Origin of the sequence: Pelosinus baikalensis (assembly GCF_020819555.1) — a bacterium.
In the GTDB taxonomy this organism is placed as follows: domain Bacteria; phylum Bacillota; class Negativicutes; order DSM-13327; family DSM-13327; genus Pelosinus; species Pelosinus baikalensis.
This window is the reverse complement of record NZ_JAJHJB010000018.1, coordinates 79,244-99,290: the sequence shown is the minus strand read 5'-3', so window position 1 is coordinate 99,290 and position 20,047 is coordinate 79,244. Positions and strand designations below refer to the sequence as shown.

At 38.0% G+C, this 20,047-nt stretch carries 21 protein-coding genes, 1 pseudogene and 1 riboswitch; of the genes and pseudogenes, 16 read left to right on the top strand and 6 right to left on the bottom strand.

The features are described from left to right. The first annotated feature begins 6 nt into the window (after positions 1-6). The 7 genes from trpB to LMF89_RS13855 all read left to right on the top strand — a co-directional run bounded on the left by trpB (position 7) and on the right by LMF89_RS13855 (position 6,241). Positions 7-1,188 (top strand): tryptophan synthase subunit beta, encoded by a 1,182-nt coding sequence (trpB, locus tag LMF89_RS13885; RefSeq protein ID WP_229535610.1) that lies wholly within the window; start codon positions 7-9, stop codon positions 1,186-1,188. Beyond that, positions 1,188-1,979 (top strand): tryptophan synthase subunit alpha, encoded by a 792-nt coding sequence (gene trpA, locus LMF89_RS13880; protein WP_229535609.1) that lies wholly within the window; start codon positions 1,188-1,190, stop codon positions 1,977-1,979. Before trpB ends, trpA begins: the two co-directional genes overlap by 1 nt. A 1-nt stretch (position 1,980) precedes the next feature. Then, on the top strand, positions 1,981-3,474 hold the full coding sequence (gene trpE / locus LMF89_RS13875) for an anthranilate synthase component I (protein ID WP_229535608.1): 1,494 nt from the start codon (positions 1,981-1,983) through the stop codon (positions 3,472-3,474). Then, on the top strand, positions 3,458-4,021 hold the full coding sequence (locus LMF89_RS13870) for an anthranilate synthase component II (RefSeq protein ID WP_229535607.1): 564 nt from the start codon (positions 3,458-3,460) through the stop codon (positions 4,019-4,021). The genes trpE and LMF89_RS13870 overlap by 17 nt, the downstream gene beginning before the upstream one ends. A gap of 23 nt (positions 4,022-4,044) precedes the next feature. Next, positions 4,045-4,905, top strand: a complete 861-nt coding sequence (gene pheA / locus LMF89_RS13865) for a prephenate dehydratase (RefSeq protein ID WP_229535606.1) — start codon at positions 4,045-4,047, stop codon at positions 4,903-4,905. Positions 4,906-4,927: 22 nt separating this feature from the next. Then, positions 4,928-5,386 (top strand): GNAT family N-acetyltransferase, encoded by a 459-nt coding sequence (locus LMF89_RS13860; RefSeq protein ID WP_229535605.1) that lies wholly within the window; start codon positions 4,928-4,930, stop codon positions 5,384-5,386. A 90-nt stretch (positions 5,387-5,476) separates the two neighbouring features. After that, positions 5,477-6,241, top strand: a complete 765-nt coding sequence (locus LMF89_RS13855; protein ID WP_229535604.1) for a DUF4931 domain-containing protein — start codon at positions 5,477-5,479, stop codon at positions 6,239-6,241. A gap of 88 nt (positions 6,242-6,329) precedes the next feature. Here LMF89_RS13855 and LMF89_RS13850 read toward each other — a convergent pair whose 3' ends face one another. Then, positions 6,330-7,205: a LysR family transcriptional regulator gene (locus tag LMF89_RS13850; protein WP_229535603.1), complete on the bottom strand. Its 876-nt coding sequence runs from the start codon at positions 7,203-7,205 to the stop codon at positions 6,330-6,332. Positions 7,206-7,382: 177 nt separating this feature from the next. On the opposite strand from LMF89_RS13850, the gene LMF89_RS13845 reads away from it, so the two are divergent. From LMF89_RS13845 to LMF89_RS13835, 3 genes are read left to right on the top strand one after another with little or no spacing between them, the layout of a single operon-like run. Further along, a complete protein-coding gene (locus LMF89_RS13845; RefSeq protein WP_229535602.1) occupies positions 7,383-8,597 on the top strand; it encodes an MFS transporter in 1,215 nt (404 codons plus the stop codon). 57 nt (positions 8,598-8,654) lie between these two features. Then, entirely contained in the window at positions 8,655-8,837 is a 183-nt protein-coding gene (locus LMF89_RS13840) for an RNA polymerase sigma factor (protein WP_229535601.1), read from the top strand. 8 nt (positions 8,838-8,845) lie between these two features. After that, a complete protein-coding gene (locus tag LMF89_RS13835; RefSeq protein ID WP_229535600.1) occupies positions 8,846-9,292 on the top strand; it encodes an RNA polymerase sigma factor in 447 nt (148 codons plus the stop codon). Positions 9,293-9,448: 156 nt separating this feature from the next. On the opposite strand, the gene LMF89_RS13830 is transcribed toward LMF89_RS13835, so the two are convergent. Next, positions 9,449-9,589, bottom strand: coding sequence for a hypothetical protein (locus tag LMF89_RS13830; protein WP_229535599.1), 141 nt, complete (start codon positions 9,587-9,589; stop codon positions 9,449-9,451). A 119-nt stretch (positions 9,590-9,708) separates the two neighbouring features. On the opposite strand from LMF89_RS13830, the gene LMF89_RS13825 reads away from it, so the two are divergent. Continuing rightward, a complete protein-coding gene (locus LMF89_RS13825) occupies positions 9,709-10,545 on the top strand; it encodes a DMT family transporter (RefSeq protein WP_229535598.1) in 837 nt (278 codons plus the stop codon). 68 nt (positions 10,546-10,613) lie between these two features. Here the strand turns inward: LMF89_RS13825 and LMF89_RS13820 are convergent, their stop codons facing one another. Next, positions 10,614-10,910 carry a zinc-ribbon domain containing protein gene (locus LMF89_RS13820; RefSeq protein ID WP_007936327.1) on the bottom strand — a complete coding sequence of 99 codons (297 nt, stop codon included), beginning with the start codon at positions 10,908-10,910 and terminating at the stop codon, positions 10,614-10,616. Between the two features lie 383 nt (positions 10,911-11,293). On the opposite strand from LMF89_RS13820, the gene LMF89_RS13815 reads away from it, so the two are divergent. Continuing rightward, positions 11,294-11,713, top strand: coding sequence for a bacteriohemerythrin (locus tag LMF89_RS13815; protein WP_229535597.1), 420 nt, complete (start codon positions 11,294-11,296; stop codon positions 11,711-11,713). A gap of 75 nt (positions 11,714-11,788) precedes the next feature. Here the strand turns inward: LMF89_RS13815 and LMF89_RS13810 are convergent, their stop codons facing one another. Together LMF89_RS13810 and LMF89_RS13805 are read right to left on the bottom strand one after the other, a co-directional pair. After that, positions 11,789-12,745, bottom strand: coding sequence for a metal-dependent hydrolase (locus tag LMF89_RS13810; protein ID WP_229535596.1), 957 nt, complete (start codon positions 12,743-12,745; stop codon positions 11,789-11,791). A 191-nt stretch (positions 12,746-12,936) separates the two neighbouring features. Further along, on the bottom strand, positions 12,937-14,364 hold the full coding sequence (locus LMF89_RS13805; protein ID WP_007953137.1) for an amino acid permease: 1,428 nt from the start codon (positions 14,362-14,364) through the stop codon (positions 12,937-12,939). An 87-nt stretch (positions 14,365-14,451) separates the two neighbouring features. Further along, positions 14,452-14,629: riboswitch (Lysine riboswitch) on the bottom strand. A gap of 151 nt (positions 14,630-14,780) precedes the next feature. Between LMF89_RS13805 and LMF89_RS13800 the strand changes: the two genes are divergently transcribed. The 4 genes and pseudogenes from LMF89_RS13800 to LMF89_RS13785 form a co-directional block, all read left to right on the top strand. Beyond that, positions 14,781-15,878, top strand: coding sequence for a sugar diacid recognition domain-containing protein (locus LMF89_RS13800; protein WP_229535595.1), 1,098 nt, complete (start codon positions 14,781-14,783; stop codon positions 15,876-15,878). 207 nt (positions 15,879-16,085) lie between these two features. Beyond that, on the top strand, positions 16,086-17,759 hold the full coding sequence (locus LMF89_RS13795; protein ID WP_007936343.1) for a ribonuclease J: 1,674 nt from the start codon (positions 16,086-16,088) through the stop codon (positions 17,757-17,759). Between the two features lie 400 nt (positions 17,760-18,159). Continuing rightward, positions 18,160-18,369, top strand: a complete 210-nt coding sequence (locus tag LMF89_RS13790) for an HD domain-containing protein (protein ID WP_229535594.1) — start codon at positions 18,160-18,162, stop codon at positions 18,367-18,369. Further along, positions 18,369-18,527 (top strand): annotated as a pseudogene (locus LMF89_RS13785) (hypothetical protein); the annotation flags it as partial. The gene LMF89_RS13790 and the pseudogene LMF89_RS13785, both read left to right, overlap by 1 nt. Positions 18,528-18,726: 199 nt before the next feature. On the opposite strand, the gene LMF89_RS13780 reads toward LMF89_RS13785, so the two are convergent. Further along, a complete protein-coding gene (locus LMF89_RS13780) occupies positions 18,727-20,046 on the bottom strand; it encodes a (Fe-S)-binding protein (protein WP_229535593.1) in 1,320 nt (439 codons plus the stop codon). Between the last annotated feature and the right edge of the window lies 1 nt (position 20,047).

Here is a 20,047-nt window from a genome sequence, read left to right as displayed (position 1 = left end):
TAGAATATGCCTGATAAAAATGGGAAATTTGGAGGATTTGGTGGTCGATTTGTACCAGAGACGGTGATGCCAGCTTTGATTGAACTGGAAGAACGTTATGAATTATTAAAGAATGATACATCTTTTCAGGAGGAACTACACTTTTATTTACAGGAGTATGCAGGTCGTCCCACTACCTTATATTTTGCAAAGAATTTGACAGCACATTATGGACGGGGGAAAATCTACTTAAAACGGGAAGATTTACTGCATACAGGAGCTCATAAAATCAATAACGCCATTGGGCAGGCACTGTTAGCTCGTCGTATGGGGAAAAAGAAAATTGTGGCTGAGACAGGTGCCGGACAGCATGGTGTAGCTTGCGCTACTGTTGCAGCTCTCTTTGGTCTAGAATGTCGCGTGTATATGGGAAAAGAAGATATAGAACGGCAGGCGTTGAATGTATTTCGTATGCGACTCTTGGGAACCGAGGTAATACCCGTGACGAGTGGTACTGGTACACTAAAGGACGCTACAAGTGAAGCCATTCGTTACTGGGTTACGAATGTAGAGGATACTCATTACATTATTGGCTCCGTCGTAGGACCTCATCCTTATCCTATGATTGTACGGGATTTCCAAAAGATCATTGGTGAAGAAGTAAAAGCACAAATTATGAAATGTAATATAGAAAAATTAAAGTATATTGTTGCTTGCGTCGGTGGAGGCAGCAATGCTATGGGAATGTTTTATTCCTTTCGCAATGACAAAGAGATTATCAAAATTGGTGTAGAGGCGGCAGGTCAGGGCATCACTACCAATGAGCATGCAGCATCTTTAACGAAAGGGCGGCCGGGTGTGTTGCATGGGGCATTTAGTTATTTATTGCAAGACGATGATGGACAGATCATTGAACCGTACTCCATATCTGCTGGTCTTGATTATCCTGGCGTTGGTCCCGAACATTCCTTTTTTAAAGATAGTGGAATCGTTGAATATAAAGCAGTTACGGATGAGGAGGCATTACAAGCCTTTAAACGTCTGGCTCGTATAGAAGGGATTATTCCAGCTTTGGAAAGTTCTCATGCACTCGCATATTTAGAAGAAATTATGCCGAAGACGCAAGTGGATGAAACGGTAATTGTTTGTCTTTCTGGTCGTGGTGACAAAGATGTAGATATGGCAATAAAAGTAATGGGGGGATTATAATGTCAAATTTGTCGGAAAATTTGCAAGGATTAAAAGAGTCAGGACGCAAAGGGCTCATTGTCTATCTAACAGCTGGTTACCCTGATTATGCCACAACATTAGAAACTGTTTTGGCGATGGAAGCAGAAGGGGCAGATGTGATTGAAATTGGCATTCCTTTTTCTGATCCCATTGCCGATGGACCCGTGATTCAACATGCCGCTACCTTAGCCTTAAAATCGGGTGCAACTACTGCAAAGTCCATAGAATTAGTTGCCCAAATACGTAAAACCTCTAGTATTCCATTAGTGGTTATGACCTATGTCAATAGTATATTGGGATATGGAAAAGAAAAGTTTATTGCTGATTTTGTTAAGGCGGGAATCGATGGGCTTATTGTACCTGACTTACCTCTTGAAGAGGCAGGTTTATTAGAAGATATTTGTACGAAGCAAGGTATCCCTCTTATTGGGCTTATTGCGCCAACATCGACAGTAGATAGGATCAAATGCATTGCGCAAAAGGCCGAGGGTTTCTTATATTGTGTTTCTAATACTGGCGTAACAGGCGGTCAGCATAATAATTATGATCAGATTGGCACCGTGATAGAGGCAGCTCGTCAGGTCAGTCAGATACCTATGGCAATTGGATTTGGAATTGGCAACTCTCAAGGAGCGTCTGCCGCAGCTCAATATGCTGATGCTGTTATTGTTGGTAGTGCCATTCTTGAAAAACTTACGAATGAGGGAGTTGCTGGTGTTCGTAGCTTGGTCAGATCCATTCGTGAAACATTAGATGAGGAGGGTGAATAGGATGAAAATCATTCCTAGCCTAGCTGATTTTTCTGAATTAGCGCAAGAACATAATCTGATTCCTATTTTTACTGATTTATCTGTTGATCTGGATACTCCTGTGTCCATTTATTCTAAAATTACAGGCGATAACCCTGGGTTTATTTTAGAAAGTGCGGATACGAGTAAAGCTTTTGGACGATATTCATTTATTGGAGCGGATCCTTTTATTACGGTATTGGGGAGGAGTAAAAAGACTGAGGTTAGAAAAGGGCAGGATGTTACTACAATTGATGCTCCACCGCTTGTTGCACTACAAAGGATATTAGGACAGTTCTCTTTTCCTAATATCCCTGAATTACCTCCCTTTAGCGGCGGGGCAGTCGGATATTTTAATTATGAAACCGTTGGTACATGGGAAAAAATTAGAGGAATGAATATTTCTGAAGACGAAATTTTAGGCGAATTTATGTTCTGCCGTATTATTATCGTTATGGATCATCTCACCCATTCAGCAAAATTATTATACCTGGCTAGTATTGAGCCTGGTATCGATACTCGTGCAGAATACGAAAAAGCCGTTGGACATTTGCGTGGCTTAATAAATAAAATACAGCAGTCAGTTGCGATAGCCAAAAATACAGATCGTAAGTCAGAAGTACAAGTAACTCCTGTAGGGCTAGATGATGAAAAAATTAAACAAAATTATTTAGCCATGGTAGAAAAAGCAAAGGAATACATTGCTGCAGGAGATATTTTTCAAGTTGTACTCTCTAAACCCTTTCACTTAAAAACGACTAAAACCCCTTTTAATTTGTATCGCCGCTTACGTCAAGTCAATCCTTCTCCCTATATGTTTTTTATTAATGTTGGTAATAGACAAATTGTTGGCGCATCACCAGAGATGCTGGTAAAATTAGAAGGCGGGAATGTATTTACTTGTCCCATTGCTGGTACTAGACCTCGAGGAAAAAACCAGGAAGAGGACGAGAAATTAGCAGTGGAATTAATTGCTGATGAAAAGGAAAGAGCAGAGCATTATATGCTGGTTGATTTAGGGCGTAATGATGTTGGTCGTGTAAGTATGCCAGGGACTGTAAAGGTGAAGCGCATGCTAGAAGTAGAAAAATTTTCTCATGTGATGCATTTGGTTTCTGAGGTATCTGGTGTTCTTAATCCTAAATATACTCCGATGGATGTATTGGCAGCTTGTTTTCCAGCGGGTACCTTAAGTGGTGCACCAAAAGTTCGGGCTATGGAAATTATTCATGAGTTGGAACAATTACCCCGCGGACCTTATGGGGGGGCAGTCGGTTACTTTGACTTTAGAAATAATATGGATACTTGCATTACAATACGTACAATGGTCATTGATGGTGATCAGGTAGGAATCCAAACAGGAGCTGGCATCGTAGCAGACTCAGTGCCAGAAACGGAATATCAGGAGATCTTAAATAAAGCCAAAGTTTTGTTTAAAGTTATTATGGAGGATGAAAATTATGATTTTAATTATTGATAATTATGATTCCTTTACGTATAATGTTTATCAATACGTTGCTAGCTTAGGGTATGAAGTAGAAGTTGTCCGTAATGATGCTATTACCGTAGATGAAATTAGGGCAAGAAAATACGACGCCATTATTATTTCACCAGGCCCAGGTACACCTAGTGACGCTGGAATTAGTAAAGAGGTCATTGCAGCCTTTGCTGGCCAATTGCCGATTTTAGGTATCTGTCTTGGTCATCAGGCAATTGGTGAAGTTTTTGGCGGGAAGGTAGTGCGTGCTCCTAAGCCCATACATGGTAAGGTATCAGATGTCTATCATAAAGAGGATGGAATTTATCAAGGCTTGTCTCAGCCTTTTGTTGCAGGGCGCTATCATTCTTTGCTGCTGGAAGAGGAGAGTATACCCGATTGCTTAGAAATAACAGCCAGAACAGCAGACGGTTTGATAATGGGACTTAGGCACAAAGAATACCCGATTGAAGGCGTGCAATTTCATCCCGAATCGGTGTTAACGCCAGAAGGAATGAGATTGTTTGAACATTTTTTAGATAAGTAGATGAAAGGCACAGGAGGAGCAACATGGAGCTTAGCAGTTGGTGTGGGAAAGAGGCGATCATAGGTTATCTTGGTCCCCATGGTACTTATAGTGAAGAAGTGGCATTTCGTCTATACAATAAGGATCAAGTGAGTTTTAAAACCTATTCCAGCATTGATATGGCCATCAAAGCGGTAGAGTCTGGCGAAGTATCCCAAGGGATTGTTCCTGTGGAAAACTCCCTTGAAGGTTCAGTAAATGTTACGTTGGATATCTTAGCTCACGAAGTCAATTTATATATTAGGAAAGAAGTGATCTGGCCAGTACGACATAATCTTTTAGTCAAAGAGCATTGGGATGATGTTAAGATCATCGTTTCTCATCCCCAGGCGCTGGCCCAGTGTCGTCATAATCTGAGGCGGCTTTATCCCGATGCTGAGCTAAGAGCTATGAATAGTACGGCTGATGCTGCGACTCTTGTTGCTAGTGGCGTAGAAAACTATGCAGCTGTAGGGAGTCAAAGTGCCGGCGCTCTTTATAATTTACAAACCATGGCTGGTGATATTCAGGATAGTTCTACCAATTGTACACGTTTTATTGTCTTAGGCGATAGCCCGATAGATACTCATTCTTTGTCAGATCCATGTAAAACTTCTGTTGTTTGCAAAATGAATGGAGAACGTCCAGGTAGTTTATGTGAGATTCTACAGGAATTTTCCAGACGGAATGTTAATCTTACAAGAATCGAATCCAGACCGGCACGAACCGGCATGGGAAATTACATTTTTTTCTTTGATATGGATGGTAGTATGGAAAATAATAGTGTTCGCAGTGCAGTAGAGGCTGTAAAAGAAAAAAGCCTATGGTTTAAGAGTTTTGGCTCATATCCTATATGCACGTTGTAGGAAGGGATTAGAGGGGATACATATGCAATATAGTATTGTAAATACAGATTATGAATTACAATTATGTTTAGCCTTACGTCGGAAAGTATTTGTGATCGAGCAAGGCATCCCAGTTGATCTTGAAATTGATCAATATGATGCCGCTCCTCATGAATGTGTACATGGACTGATTATCGCTGAGGATGGCGAAGCGGCGGCTACAGGGCGGTTAATACCCTACGGAGAAAATAGCGGCAAACTGCAGCGTATTGCTGTACGTAAAGAGTTGCGTGGCAGTGGAGTAGGGCGAGAAATTGTGAAATTGTTAGAACAGCAGGCGGTTGCTGGTCATTTTTCCAATGTGCTTTTGGACGCCCAATGCAGTGCAGAAGCATTTTATGCTAACTTGGGTTATGTGACCTTATCGGTGGAACCGTTTTTAGATGCTGGTATCTGGCATGTTAGAATGAAAAAGGATTTAATAGCACATCATATAAGATAATCTATTTAATTTTAGAGGGAATTTATCGATAATCTTGAAATAATAATCATATATATAATAACCATTTAAGATTATCGATAGGAGATAGATATGGTAGACATGGCGAAGCATTTAATTTTTGACTCTGCGATTGGGAGTTTTAAACCAGAGAATATTGTGAATACAGAAGTGAAATGTCCATTTTGCTGTAGGGAGAAGTTAGAGCATGTATTAGCAGAAGATGGTACAATTATACTTTTAAAAAATAAATACCCGGTTTTGCGGGATACCTTACAAACGGTCATTATTGAAACTGATCAATGCCACTCGGAATTGTCTCTTTATCCGAAAGAACATTTGCATAAATTATTTCGCTTCAGTATGGAAAAATGGCAAGACATGATAGCAAGCAGAGAATTTGCATCGGTACTCTTTTTTAAGAATCATGGTCCTTTTTCCGGAGGTACGATCCGTCATCCTCATATGCAGATTGTAGGTTTAAGAACGATTGATTATGCTCCGCGGATCCCAGTGGAAACGATGGATGGAACTGTGATTCATCAAAGCAGAGGGGTGGAGTTAAATCTTGCCAAAGAACCGAAAATTGGATTTTGTGAGTTCAATGTGAAGCTAAAAGATGTATCGGCTGTAGACAAGATGGCGGATTATATACAAGTCATAGCGCATTATTTATTGAATCATTTTCATAAACGCTGTAATAGTTATAATATATTTTTTTATCAGCTAGAAGGTAAAATTTCTGCTAAAATTATGCCTAGGCTTGTTACTTCTCCTATATTTATTGGCTATTCAATTCCTCAGGTGTCAAGTCGTGGGGAAGAGGTTATCAAAGAGATTCAAAAACTATATTTTTAAAGCTGAAAAAATAGTAGGATATAAATAAACAAACGGCTTCTTCACCAATGGATGAAGAAGCCGTTTGTTTATTTGATTAAGGTAGAGGTTAAGAAAGAGATTGTATTACAAAGTTTTTGAATCGTTGAGCGGCGGGAGATAAATAACGTTCTTTTGTCCAGGCGATTCCGATGACCCGCTGGCATTGAGGCTTGGAAACAGGTAGAAAGGATACATTGGTTTTATCTAGACCAAAAACATGGGGAATGAGTGCCACTCCTAATTTAGCTTCGACGAGACCGGCAACGGTCAGAATTTCCTCACCTTCAAAAGTGATAAATGGCTTTAGATTTACTTCTTTAAAGAAATGGTCAGTTAAAATACGTAAGCCATAATCTTTTTTAAACGTAACAATTGGATCAAGGGCAATTTCTTTAAGCTCGATGGATTTTCGCTGGGCAAGTCGGTGTCCAAAAGGAACTACAACAAATAACTCTTCGGTAAAGAGTGGTTCCCACTCCATATAGTCTTTTGTTGTTACAGGAGAACAAAGACATAAATCAACTTCTCCTGCTTTTAGTTGATCTAAGAGGAGAGTGGTAGCATTTTGATAAAGCTTAAATTGTATATTTGGGAATTTGGAGCGGAATTTACTTAAGAGACTTGGTACAAGATTCGAACCAAGAGAGTGAAGAAAGGATAAGGACACGCTGCCATAGTCAGGATGTATTAAATCGTGAATAACTTGTTTTCCTGCATCAATTTCTTGTATCGATCGTTCTACATACTGCAGAAAGATGACTCCATACCGATTGAGGACAATGTGTTTACCGCGACGTTCAAATAGTGGAAATCCTAGTTCCTCTTCAAGTTTAGCGATAGAACGGCTAAGAGCGGGCTGAGAAATCGATAATTGTTCTGCAGCATGAGTAACGTGCTGCAATTGGGCAACTAATCTAAAGTATTCCAGTTGATGCCACTCCATATCTTGACCACCTTTTGTCATGTTTATTTCAATATATAAGTTAGATGATGCGTTGGGAAATATCTTTATATAATTATAACACATTAATTATATAAAAATGATGCATTGGACAGATGATACTCTGGAGGTTAATATGATAAAAAGAGAATGATCGTTGATTAGAAAGGACTGTGGGTTATGAAGACCTATATACAAAAGAATAGTACAGCATATTGGCGAGGGATATCAGCTATGTTTTTAGGAAGCTTTGTTACGTTTGCTTTGCTTTATTGCATGCAGCCCTTAATTCCGGTTTTTTCAGAAGAGTTTCATATAGCACCAGCTTATGCGAGTTTGTCAATATCTCTTACTACAGGAATTATGGCAGTTTTTATGTTGTTAGTTTCTTGGTTTTCTGATGCAAGGGGAAGGAAAATCGTGATGGCAATATCGTTATCAGTCTCTGCCATATTAGGGCTTATAATTGCTTTTTGCAATAACTTCTCCATCTTGCTCATAATACGGATCTTGCAAGGAATCATGCTGGCAGGATTTCCCGCTATTGCCATGGCATACGTAAATGAGGAATTTGACCCTAAAATAGTAGGTATGGTAATGGGGATTTATATTAGTGGAAATTCTGTTGGCGGTTTAGCTGGGCGTATTATGGTTAGTACATTGACAGATTTTTCTACATGGCATATTGCAGTGGCTGGCATTAGTGCAATTGGGCTATTATTGAGTATTTGGTTTTGGATTGCTTTACCCAAATCCCAGAATTTCTCCCCAAAGAAAAGGGATTTGAGAGAAGTGCTTGCTGCTTTGACTAAAAAGTTGCAGAATATAGAATTACTCATGCTATATAGTATTAGTTTTTTAATTATGGGGGGATTTGTAACCTTATATAATTATATTGGTTACTCTTTAATGGCTCCGCCCTACAATTTAAGTCAAACCCTGGTTGGCTGTATCTTTATTGTTTATCTGATTGGAGCCTTTAGCTCTACGTTTATGGGAAAGCTGGCGGATAGTAATGGCAGTTCAAAAGTGCTGTGTCTGTCCATAGGTATTATGTTACTAGGTTGTTTGACTACCGTACATGGAAGTCTATCCATTAAGATTATGGGCGTAGCCTTATTTACCTTTGGCTTTTTTGGCAGTCATTCTGTAGCAAGCAGTTGGGTAGGGAAATGTGCTCATTCTGACAAAGCGCAGGCTGCTTCTTTATATCTGCTTTTTTTCTACTTGGGCTCTAGTACAATTGGGACAATCGGAGGAAAATTCTTGCTTTGGTATGAGTGGGAGGGAGTCGTTATTGTTATTGCTCTTGCCCTAGTACTGGCCTTATTACTTTCAAGTGTCTTATTACTACGGGAAATTCGTTATAAGATATACTCGGCGACTCAAAGCTGACTTCTTTCTCATATAATGATATAATTAGAAAAAATCCCCTGGAAAGGAATTGTAATTATGAGTGAGATTATACAGTCCATTGACCAAGAGATCCTTTCATTCTATCGGCGAGGTGATCATGATCAAGCACTAAAGCTGTTTATAAATCAATACCAAGCTAGATTATATGCTTTAGCATATAAAATGCTGGGAATCATGATGATGCGATGGATGCTTTGCAAGAGATTCTATACCAGGTAAATCGGTCTATGCCAAATTTTAAGGAAAAGTCCAGTTTATACACTTGGGTGTATCGCTTGGGTTCAAATGTTTGCTTTAACTTTCGTAAGAAAAGGAATCAAACTGCAAATCAGGTAGAATGGGATGAGAGTTTATACCACTCGATGATGTTGCCCATCGAGCAGCCAAATGAAGATCCGGATAGAATGTGTGAGGTTAAGTATAAGCAGTACTTGGTTCAGCAGGCTATTTTAAAATTGCCCGAAAACCAGAGGATTCTTCTTGTTTTACATGATATTGAAGGAATTTCAAGTTCAGAAATTGCACAAATCCTAAATATTACTATCAATGCGGTCAAGTCCCGCCTTCATCGCAGTAGAGTAGCCTTGCGTAATATTATCAGTAAAGGATTCTCCGTTAAAGGAATGGAAGGGGTCGGAACGTTTTCTGTCAATTCTTCTGGTCATTTACGATAAGTGTTATAGCAATTTGCAAATGATATCCAGGTATGGGAGACTATCCGTAAGAAGAGGTTTTGCAATCATTGTACTGTAATTCATACATATAAATAATAAGAAGGCTTTTACTAGTCTTTAGTAAAAGCCTTCTTATTCCTTTACATAAAAATATAATTAATTCTTCGTTCCTAACTTCCGTAAACAATATACAAGATTTTCTTTTTTACGATGGAATTTGATACACTCACAGCATTTACCGTGGCGTTCGCAATCTGCCTTTGGACAGGTACAATTTTGTTCATTACAGCCAGCCATAAAAAAACCTCCCTACCATTCTTTTATTACTATATTTTATTATAAAGGCAGGCGAGAGTAAAACATTTATTAAGAGTAACGAAATAATTTTACGAAGAGATACGATAAGGAGACTACGAATGTCTGAAAATAAAGTTTGTCTACTAATGGTCTTTACAGCTCTTTTCTGGTCGGGTGCATTTATAACAGGGAAAATCGCAGTACTGCAATTTCCGCCCTTTGCTCTGACCTTTTTTCGTTTTTTGCTTGCATTACCGTTTATATTCTTTTTGTTATACAGTAGGGAGAGGGAGAAGTGGTTACCGAAAAGAAATCAGTGGCTGCCTCTTACTATATTAGGGATTATAGGTACCTTTTTTTATCATGTCTTATTTTTTAGTGCATTACGATATACTACAGCAATTAATTCTTCCTTGATTGGTGCAACCAATCCAGTATTGACAACTCTTATGGCGGTTTTATTCTTCAAGGAACATATGACACCAAAACGTTTAGTTGGCATTATTTTTTCTTTTTCAGGTGTCTTTCTGATTGTAACGAATGCAGATTGGCTGCTGATCTCTACGTTTAATTTTAATCTTGGGGATATACTCATGTTTAGTGCTGTTTTTAATTGGGCATTATATGCTCTTTTAAGTCGTTCTTTTATGCAGAAGTATTGTTTGTCACCATTAATGGTGACAGCCTACACATTTTTAGTTTGTGTAGTCATATCCATACCCTTTGTAATAGCAGAAAATCCTACATCTTATTTATCTAAAACTAGTGTAGCTGGCTGGTTGTCAATTGCATATATGAGTATATTTGCGTCTGTATTAGGATATTTAATTCAATTGTTTGCGATTGAAAAAATTGGTGCATCTCGTGCTGCAGTATTTGTTAATTTGGTACCTATTTTCACAATTGTCCAATCGGTTTTCGTCTTAGGAGAATCTCTAGCGACAAGATCTAATTGAATTTAAGTAAAGGAGTCAAATTCTAAGGAAATAAAAAAGTCCCTGTCATAGACAGGGACTCTGACATCCTAGCGGTTCTGGCTAAAGCAATCTCTGCAATAAACAGGACGATCACCACTTGGACGGAAAGGAACTTGTGTTTGAACGCCACATGCTGCACAAGTTGCATCATGCATTTCACGTTGTTGGAAGCTGCTGTTGCGACCGCCACCGTTACCGTTTCTTTGTTTGTGAGCTGCTCTGCATGAAGGGCAACGTCCTGGCTCGTTAGTAAAGCCTTTTTCAGCAAAGAAATCTTGTTCTGAAGCTGAGAATACGAATTGGTCTGCGCAATCGCGGCAAGTTAAAGTTTTGTCTTGGTTCATGTGTTGTATAGCCTCCTAAAATCTGTTACTAAAATAGGTAATGAGAATATTCATTGTCTCTTGTTAAAGTTACGTTAACAAGAAAGATGAGAAATCCAATCGATCTATTTAAGTGCTTCTAAATCATACGCTGAATTGATATAAAAGTAAAGAGGATTTTTACTAAATTTAAAAAAAAATTATAAAAATTATAAAAATAGTCTCTATTTAACAATTAATTGATAAATTTGCTCATAAATAAAAGAGAAAAACGGTATTGTTTAGCTCTCTTTTCCAGAAAAAATGTTTATATTTTAGTGGATAAATTATATAATGAGCAGGTAGGAACTTGTCTCTTTTAGGTAAATGACAAAGAGAATGCAAGTAAAATGGAGGAACTAAATATGGAGTTTTTTGAATGGGATGAAAGCTTTTCAACAAAAGTTCAAAGATTTGATGATGATCATAAAAAATTACTGACTTTATTCAATAATGTATATCATCGTGTGTTTGAATGTGAAAATTTGGAAGAAGAAAGAGAATTAACGCAACATACCTTAGTTGAATTATTAGACTATGTGAAGTATCATTTTTCCGCAGAAGAAGAATTAATGATACAGTTGGGTTATCCTCAATATTTAGAGCATAAAAAAGAACATGGATCTTATATAGCCGAAGTGAATAAATTCTTAGACCAGCATAAAAAAGGGGCGGCGGCATTGTCTTTTCCGACCTTTATGTTTCTTAAAGAGTGGATTACTAAGCATATTTTAGTACGTGATAAGGAGTATGGACAATTTTTTAATAATAAAGGAATCAAATAAAAATCGTCCATTCTCTAACTTTTATAGCAATTTTGATAAATAGTTGGGGCTTTTCCACACTATGAATAGTAAATTTTAGTGTAAGTCACAAGGGATCTGGGTAGTGCTGCCGTAAGTATGAAGATAAGAAGTAGTGGGATGGTTACTATTATGATCGAAAATAATAGTAGCCCGATGAAGAAATTGTTTATCTAAAACATAGCGAAGGTCATAAATTGTAACCGAGATGGAATGAGGATTTTTCTGTTCTTCGAAATAAATAAAGGGCGTAAAGGTAGCAAAAAAGTCTCCTATTAGCGTTTTTTTTGCTTGCAAAGTAAGAATCGAAAGGTCCTTTTGCTTTACTAAATCAGCATGAAGTTTTAATGCCGGGGAAATGGTTCCTAATTGTCCGACCAAGTAAGCATTTTTGGTTTCTAAAACAAAATCCCAGAATAATATGCGTTTCAATGATGGCATGACAGTGATTTGCAAAATATCTCGTTGGGAAAATAACCGATGAAGCTGTTTTGTTGCTTTTTTGCGCAAGACCATTCTAAAAAATATATATGCTGTAAGAATGATAAACGTAAGGCACGATAATGTGAACATTGTAAAATCGAAAGCGTATACACTGAGTAATAGCACGAATAGTATAGGATCAAATACATTTAAAAGTTGTAAGCTTTTGCGTTCTTTTTGAATTGGCCATAAGATAGCAGCGCCATGGGTATTAAAATAATCCATAATGATATGAGATAAACTACCAGAGAAAGTCCATCCCAATAAGGTAAGGAAATTAGCTTGTGGCATAATAATAGATAAAACTGCACTGATCAGGAACGACCATAGAACTAAGCCCGGGATGGAATGAGAAAAAGCACGATGTTGCCTAAGATAAGAGAATTTTCCTTTAATTTGTGCAATGATATCAAAATCCGGCGCTTGCGAGCCAAGAATAGCAGCTAGATAAATCGGATCATAAATGGACAAAGGATGACCAGATAATCCTGCAATCGCGATGCCAACAAGTGCATGAGAGAAAGAATCCATAATGAATGTGCCTCCAACTTTCTATTTTGTTTACATAACATTATAACACAGAACTACGGGTGCACTTCCATAGTAAGTTTTGCCTTTCGATACACACTTATCTCAAGATATGAAATAAAAAAGTGGTGACCTCATAGCCGAGACCACCACTTTTTACTATACTAAATTTTAAAAAAACGCGTCAAGGTTTTTTAGCCCATTTTTTCTTTAATTTTAGCTGCGCTAACTTTCTTGTCCAAGAATAAAATATAGTATAAATAGACACCTAATAATGCAGGAAGACCTGTATATAAAACAATTCGTTGGGATTCATCAAAATACAAGCTACATATGACCCCAAGGTTCAATACTAAAGCTAATATTGGAACCAGAGGATAAAAGGGAGTCCGAAATTTTAGCTGCTCTATTTTGCCGCCTAGACGGAAAAATTCTCTACGGAAGTTGAGCTGACACCAGGCAATAATAACCCAGATCAGGCAGCCAGTCAGTCCTGTACTAGACATAAGCCACAGGTACACTGTATCGGCAGCATATTCACTAGTGAGTAAAGACATACACGCCAAGATAACAGTAATATAAACCCCATTGACAGGAACACCGCGAGAATTTAATGTACCTAAACATTTTGGTGCTAAGCCTTCTTTAGACATAGACCAAAGAAGGCGAGAGCAGGCATATAAGGCTGAATTGCCTGCAGATAAAGCTGAAGTCATAACAACGAAACTCATAATATCCTTAGCTAAAGGAAAACCTAAGATGCCGAATACATGAGCAAAAGGACTTTCTAAAACACTGGCTTCTTGCCAAGGGATAATACCTGCCAGTACGATCATTGCCAACACATAGAAAAAAATAATCCGAAAGGTAATACCTTTAATAACACGAGGGACATTTTTACTGGCATCTTGGCATTCGCCGGCTGCGATACCGACAAGTTCAGCACCTTGGAAAGAATATACTACAGCAATCATAGTTAAAAATACAGCTTGAAATCCATTAGGAAATAAACCTGCTTCCGTATTAAAGTTGGATAAGCCAACAATAGGGACGGAATGACTGGAAAAGCCAAAGAGCAAACCTGCACCTGCGACAATAAATGCTAAAATAGCGGTTACTTTAATACTAGCAAACCAAAATTCAGCTTCGCCATAAGCCCTTACAGAAATGATGTTTAGTAAAGCAAGCATAATAGCAAAAAAACCGCACCATATCCAAATAGCAATTTGCGGAAACCAATTGTGCATGATAATACCCGCAGCAGTAAAGTCGGCAGCAATACAAATGGCCCAATTCAGCCAATACAGCCAGCCGGTAGTGAAGCCAGCACCAGGAGAAATAAAACGTGAAGCATAACTTTGGAAAGAACCAGAAACAGGCATGGCTGAGGTGAGTTCTCCTAAGCAAAGCAATACTAGATACATGATAAAACCGCCGGTTAGATATGCAAGAACGGCACCTAAGGGACCTGCTTGATTAAGAGTTTGACCCGATCCTAGAAAGAGTCCGGTACCAATTGTACCACCAATGGATATCATCATGAGATGCCGTGAGTTCATGCCGCGTTTGAGTCCTTCTTTTTCAGGACATAAATCTTTAAGATTCACTGTAGAATTTGACATATTTGACCTCCTATTCGATTTAAAACAAAAATGGTTGTGATCTATCTCACAACCAAAAAATTTACTCCAAAGAATAAACTAACGCTTGCGTGAGATAGCACTTCATCTAAAAGAATCTTTTTGATGACAGTCTTGTACTTATTTAATACAAGCCCAACAACAAGAAATGGCATTTCCTTTTGTTTCGGCAATTATTCCTTTCTATATAGTTCATTGCTGCCAGCTCACTACATATACTGATAATATTTGCGCCTCTATAATCACAACATATTTAATTTCTTGCTTATTTTAATCAATATCGGATTAGTTGTCAATCATTAGATTCGTATTAGAAACCTTTACTATAGGAAAGTAAAGAGTCTTTACAAAAGGGAATAAAAAAATGTATGTTAAAAGTCATTGCGGAGGATTGAATTATGAACAATACATATGGACGGATGGATGCAGAATTTGCTCAATCCTTAGTTGATATCGTTGCTGCTGAATTAAATAAAAATGTAAATATCCTTGATGATCAAGGTGTGATTATTGCATCTTTTAGTAGAGAGCGGATTGGGCAAGTACATGAATCAGGGGCTAGAATGCTTGGCGCTGGAGTTGTAAAAGAATTTTATGTCACAAAAGAAGAAGAATGCTATCTAAAGGGTATACGGCAAGGATATAATGTACCCATCATGTTTGAGAACCGATGTATCGGGGTAATTGGTATTACAGGGGATCAAAAAACGGCAGGACCTTATGCCCGATTAGCAGCACGCTTTGTAGAGGCCAATGTGCAGTCGAATGCCCAGCAGGAAAAGTTAGTAGGAGCATTACAAGAAAAAGAAGAATTACGTTCTGTATTCTTAAATAAAATTATCACGGTACAAGAAGAAGAGCGTAAAAGAATTTCCCGCGAGCTGCATGATGAAACAAGCCAATCTCTTACCTCGATTATTGTAGGTTTGCGTATGCTGGCTGAGCAGGTAGAAAGCAGTGAAGATAAAGAAAAAATATTAAAAATACGTGACCTTGCTGTTACAACTCTAGAAGCGGTTCATCATATTGCAGTTGAACTGCGCCCTGTACTATTAGATGATTTAGGACTAGTTGCTGCAGCTAAAAAGTATATAGAAAATTATGCTAAGCAATATGAAATTTCTTTACATATCGATTTTAGTAATTTGTCTAGAGAGCGATTTTCACCAGAAGTTGAGATTACGTTATACCGAATTTTGCAAGAGGCGTTAACGAATATTGTGAAGCATGCGCAGGCAACGGAGGTTTGGGTATCATTAAACAAAAGACAGGACAAACTTATGTTAATGATCCAGGATAATGGTGTAGGATTTGATACGAAAATGGTTAAAAATACTCATAGTCGTACTTGTTTAGGAATCTACGGCATAGGTGAACGGGTAGCCTTAGTAGAAGGAACCTTTACGATTACGTCTGTTATTGGTCAAGGAACTAAACTTTCTGTAGAAATTCCTTTGGGAGAAAATTGGAGAAACTCTAATTTGGCTCAATTATAAGTAAATATTATCTGCTAAATGAGGGAATGCTTGTATATTGTAGAAAGATCAAGTACAATGTAGGTAATGGGTTGTGAGCGGATATTTTCATTTATGAACATTTGGATGAAGTCAGCCATTTTTTTATCTTGGTGGGGTGACTTACGGAACGTCTATTGGTGAAAACAAAGTTAAATATACAAACTCAAATAATGGAGGTATTTTTTTTTGGAAAAACAAAATAAGCTCGCTATTATTCCACTGGGTGGATTGGGCGAAATAGGGAAAAACATGACGGTTATTCAATATGAGGATGATATTGTCATACTTGATTCTGGGCTGGCATTCCCAGAGGATGATATGTTAGGGATTGATTTAGTGATACCCGATATATCCTATCTTCTTGAAAACCAGGATAAGATAAGGGCAGTTGTCATTACTCATGGTCATGAAGATCACATTGGATCTTTATCTTATTTACTCAAGCAGATTGATGTACCTGTCTATGGTACGCGCCTTGCAATGGGACTGGCTGAGTGCCGCTTGAAGGAAAATAATGTGGCAAATTATAAATTGATTTCCATAAAGCCAGGAGATCAGATAACATTTGGTAAAATTCAAGTGGGATTTATGCGGGTGAGCCATTCTATTCCTGATTCTGTAGGGATGTATTTTAAAACCCCAGTTGGTACTATTGTCCATACTGGAGATTTTAAAATTGATTACACACCAGTTGATGGTAAGGTAATGGATCTTCATAAGTTTGCTGAACTGGGCGATGAAGGCGTAATGGTTTTAATGTCCGACAGCACGAATGCGGAAAGGCCTGGTTTTACGAAGTCAGAGCGTCAGGTGGGTCTTGCCCTTGATGAAGCTTTTAATGCAGCAAAAGGGCGAATTCTTCTGGCAACCTTTGCATCTAATGTTCTAAGGGTGCAGCAAGCGATTACTTCTGCTTGTAAATATGGCCGAAAAGTGGCAATTATTGGACGAAGTATGATCAATGTTGTAAATATTGCTACAGAGCTTGGATACTTAACAGTGCCTGAAGGTGTGTTAATTGATATTGATGAAATTAAAAATTACCCAGGCAATCAAATTTTAATTTTGTCAACAGGAAGTCAAGGAGAGCCTATGTCAGCCTTGACACGTATGGCAATGAATGATCATCGAAAAGTTGAAATATATCCTAGTGACACCGTTATTATTTCTGCTTCACCGATTCCAGGAAATGAAAAATCAGTATCAAAGACCATTGATGCTCTGCTGCGCTTAGGAGCGGAAGTTATTCACGAACGTTCTGCTGGTATTCATGTTTCTGGACATGCTAGCCAAGAAGAATTGAAATTGATGCTGACTTTGGTGCGACCTCAATATTTCATTCCAGTGCATGGGGAGTATCGAATGTTAATGAGCCATGGAAAACTTGCTCAAGATTTGGGCGTTGCCAAAGAGAATATTTTTATTGGCAGTAATGGACAGGTCTTTGAGTTTAGCAAAGATGCCGGCACTATAACAGGAAAATTGGCTGGTAAGGTAACCTCAGGTAAAGTATTTGTTGATGGTTTAGGTGTAGGTGATGTGGGTAATATTGTTATGAGAGATCGAAGTAAATTATCTCAGGATGGTGTACTTATTGTTGTAATAACCATGGACAAAGAAAGTGGTTGTGTTGTGGCTGGACCGGATCTCGTTTCTCGGGGATTTGTTTATGTGCGAGAGTCGGGGCAATTAATGGTTGAAGCCAAACAAAAAGTCAAACAGGTTTTGGCTAATTGTGAAGCGAATAAAGTGATAGAATGGGCATCGATAAAAGGCAGCGTACGGGATGCTTTAAGTAAATTTGTGTATGAGAAGACTCGCCGCAGTCCTATGATTTTACCCATTATTATGGAAGTATAACAAAATGTTGTTAAGGCATTGTAATTATCAATAAAGAAGGAAGCCTGCTTGCAGGCTTCCTTCTTTATAAATAAAAAGTGCTTCATAAAGACGAATTTTATATTCATTTATAGATGAAAATCATATTATAGATGAAAAAATTAGGCATATCGAGGTAACATAATTTACTTATGTTACCTCGATATGCCTAATTTTGATATATTACGTCATTCATGTTTTTTCCTTCTTTTACGACTTTATTTTTTTGAAAATATGAATATTTTTTTGTTATTCTTAGGAAATAGTTAAAATCGTTTGCTAAATAAGTGAGAATTATACTAAATCTATCTCCTAAAAATACAAGTTTAATGTAACATAAGTAAATTGTGTTACATTAAACTTGTATTTTTAGGAGGTCTGCATGCCCAATAACGCTACTATTTTTCCAAAGTCTGAGGTAATAGCCTATCTATTTCAATTGATAGTCAATTATAATCTCTCTACAGCCAAACATTCTTGTAGGGTTGCGAAACTTGCAGTTGGATTTGCAGTAAGGCTTGGTCTTTCATTTCAGATCATCCAACTAATGCCAGCAGCGGCTTTACTTCATGACATCGGAAAAATAATTTAATGGATGATTTGAGTAAGAAAGCATCTGGCGAAGCCCAGGCAGTATCGGCTGCAACAGAGGAACAATCAGCATCTATGGAAGAAATCGCATCCTCTAGTCAGGCGCTGGCTAAATTAGCAATGGATTTGCAGGGAGAAGTTAATAAGTTCCAAATATAATAAGATAAACAAAAGGAGTATAGCAAAAGCTATACTCCTTTTGTTTAAGTTTTTTTAGTCAATAGGATGTATAAAAAAGTAATGAACCACAAGGCACAATGCCGCTGTGCGGCACACAAAGGAGTGCACGAGAAATATAAATAGTCCCCTTTGTGTCCTTTGCGTCTTTGTGGTTCAATTCATTTTAAAGTTTTTCGTATTACTTTCGATGACCCGCTTTGTAGGATCTGTCTAGGACTTGAATGACATGAAGAGCGTCTTGATTCATGTTATTTTGGAATAGACCATCTGTCAAATGCATTCGGCAAGTTCCACAACTAGTTACTACTGTATCAGCATTAGTAGATGCAATGTCAGCAATTTTCTTATCATTAATCTTACGAGAAAGTTCGTAGTTACCCAAGCTAAAGGAACCTCCTGAACCGCAGCAGCGATCAGGTGCTTTCATTTCGACAAAGCGTAAGCCAGGGATCGATTTTAGAACCTCCCGAGGCTGTTTAGTGACTTTAATGCCTCGTGCCATATGGCATGGATCATGCATTGTCACAGTAGCATTTACCGGACCTAGTTTTGTTTTATCAATTTTTACAATGTCAATGAGAAACTCACTAATTTCATAGGTTTTCTTAGCAAGTTTTTCAGTCATAGCACTCATCTTTGGATCATCATGAAAAAGATGAGGAAATTCAATGCGGAAAGCTTCTGTACAGGAACCGCAAGCGGAGACAATGTAGTCAAAGTTGTAGCTGTCAAAAGTTTCGATATTGTGTTTGGCTAGTATTTTAGCAGAATCTACGTCGCCAGACATATACACCGGTGTACCACAGCAGTGCTGCATACTAGGCAGTGTTACTTCTATATTATTTTCTTTTAAAACATTGATGACGGATTGTCCAACATCAGTATAGATATAGTTGATTGTACAGCCAGTAAAGAATCCAACTCGCATTGTAGGTCTGTCAACTTTTATTACTTCAGGATATTGGCTTCTAAGAGGAGTGGAGGCAAAAGGAGCTGTTACCCTTTTATAGTCCATTCCTGGCATTGGAAAACGGGCTAAGGCTGCCATTTTGCCAGGGATTTTTTTAAAAGATAATGGGCCAAAGATACCTGCCATTCGTAGAGAAAAGTCAAATAGATGTCTATTTTTTAAGAGGGCAAATACTTTTTTCTTAATAGGGTGCAGACCACGTGCTTTTACAGCAGCTTGGCGTCCACGGAGGATTAATTCATCAGCTGGTACGCCACAAGGACATTTTGCTGTACAAGCTTTGCACGAAACGCATTTGGACATGGCCGTATCAAAGGCAGCAGAAAGGGGAATTGAGCCTTTAAGAACTCCTTCCATTAACGATAATTTACCACGTGCTACCGCAGCTTCCTTACCAACTTCTTTATATACAGGGCAGACTTCCATGCAATTGCCGCATTTCATACAATTGGCAAGAGCATCTTGAAGGTCTGATAATAAAGCTTTATCTTGTTCATTTATATCCTTAGCTGTTATTCTTTCAGTCATA

What these genes read in the sequence shown, in the direction of transcription:
- LMF89_RS13830 (WP_229535599.1), bottom strand. Translation starts at nt 9,589, where the DNA reads ATGGCTGGCTGTAATGAACAAAATTGTACCTGTCCAAAGGCAGATTGC.
- LMF89_RS13870 (WP_229535607.1), top strand. Translation starts at nt 3,458, where the DNA reads ATGATTTTAATTATTGATAATTATGATTCCTTTACGTATAATGTTTAT.
- LMF89_RS13780 (WP_229535593.1), bottom strand. Translation starts at nt 20,046, where the DNA reads ATGACTGAAAGAATAACAGCTAAGGATATAAATGAACAAGATAAAGCT.
- trpA (WP_229535609.1), top strand. Translation starts at nt 1,188, where the DNA reads ATGTCAAATTTGTCGGAAAATTTGCAAGGATTAAAAGAGTCAGGACGC.
- trpE (WP_229535608.1), top strand. Translation starts at nt 1,981, where the DNA reads ATGAAAATCATTCCTAGCCTAGCTGATTTTTCTGAATTAGCGCAAGAA.
- LMF89_RS13840 (WP_229535601.1), top strand. Translation starts at nt 8,655, where the DNA reads ATGAGTGAGATTATACAGTCCATTGACCAAGAGATCCTTTCATTCTAT.
- LMF89_RS13855 (WP_229535604.1), top strand. Translation starts at nt 5,477, where the DNA reads ATGGTAGACATGGCGAAGCATTTAATTTTTGACTCTGCGATTGGGAGT.
- LMF89_RS13860 (WP_229535605.1), top strand. Translation starts at nt 4,928, where the DNA reads ATGCAATATAGTATTGTAAATACAGATTATGAATTACAATTATGTTTA.
- LMF89_RS13845 (WP_229535602.1), top strand. Translation starts at nt 7,383, where the DNA reads ATGAAGACCTATATACAAAAGAATAGTACAGCATATTGGCGAGGGATA.
- LMF89_RS13815 (WP_229535597.1), top strand. Translation starts at nt 11,294, where the DNA reads ATGGAGTTTTTTGAATGGGATGAAAGCTTTTCAACAAAAGTTCAAAGA.
- trpB (WP_229535610.1), top strand. Translation starts at nt 7, where the DNA reads ATGCCTGATAAAAATGGGAAATTTGGAGGATTTGGTGGTCGATTTGTA.
- LMF89_RS13820 (WP_007936327.1), bottom strand. Translation starts at nt 10,910, where the DNA reads ATGAACCAAGACAAAACTTTAACTTGCCGCGATTGCGCAGACCAATTC.
- LMF89_RS13835 (WP_229535600.1), top strand. Translation starts at nt 8,846, where the DNA reads ATGCCAAATTTTAAGGAAAAGTCCAGTTTATACACTTGGGTGTATCGC.
- LMF89_RS13810 (WP_229535596.1), bottom strand. Translation starts at nt 12,745, where the DNA reads ATGGATTCTTTCTCTCATGCACTTGTTGGCATCGCGATTGCAGGATTA.
- LMF89_RS13790 (WP_229535594.1), top strand. Translation starts at nt 18,160, where the DNA reads ATGCCCAATAACGCTACTATTTTTCCAAAGTCTGAGGTAATAGCCTAT.
- LMF89_RS13825 (WP_229535598.1), top strand. Translation starts at nt 9,709, where the DNA reads ATGTCTGAAAATAAAGTTTGTCTACTAATGGTCTTTACAGCTCTTTTC.
- LMF89_RS13800 (WP_229535595.1), top strand. Translation starts at nt 14,781, where the DNA reads ATGAACAATACATATGGACGGATGGATGCAGAATTTGCTCAATCCTTA.
- LMF89_RS13805 (WP_007953137.1), bottom strand. Translation starts at nt 14,364, where the DNA reads ATGTCAAATTCTACAGTGAATCTTAAAGATTTATGTCCTGAAAAAGAA.
- pheA (WP_229535606.1), top strand. Translation starts at nt 4,045, where the DNA reads ATGGAGCTTAGCAGTTGGTGTGGGAAAGAGGCGATCATAGGTTATCTT.
- LMF89_RS13850 (WP_229535603.1), bottom strand. Translation starts at nt 7,205, where the DNA reads ATGGAGTGGCATCAACTGGAATACTTTAGATTAGTTGCCCAATTGCAG.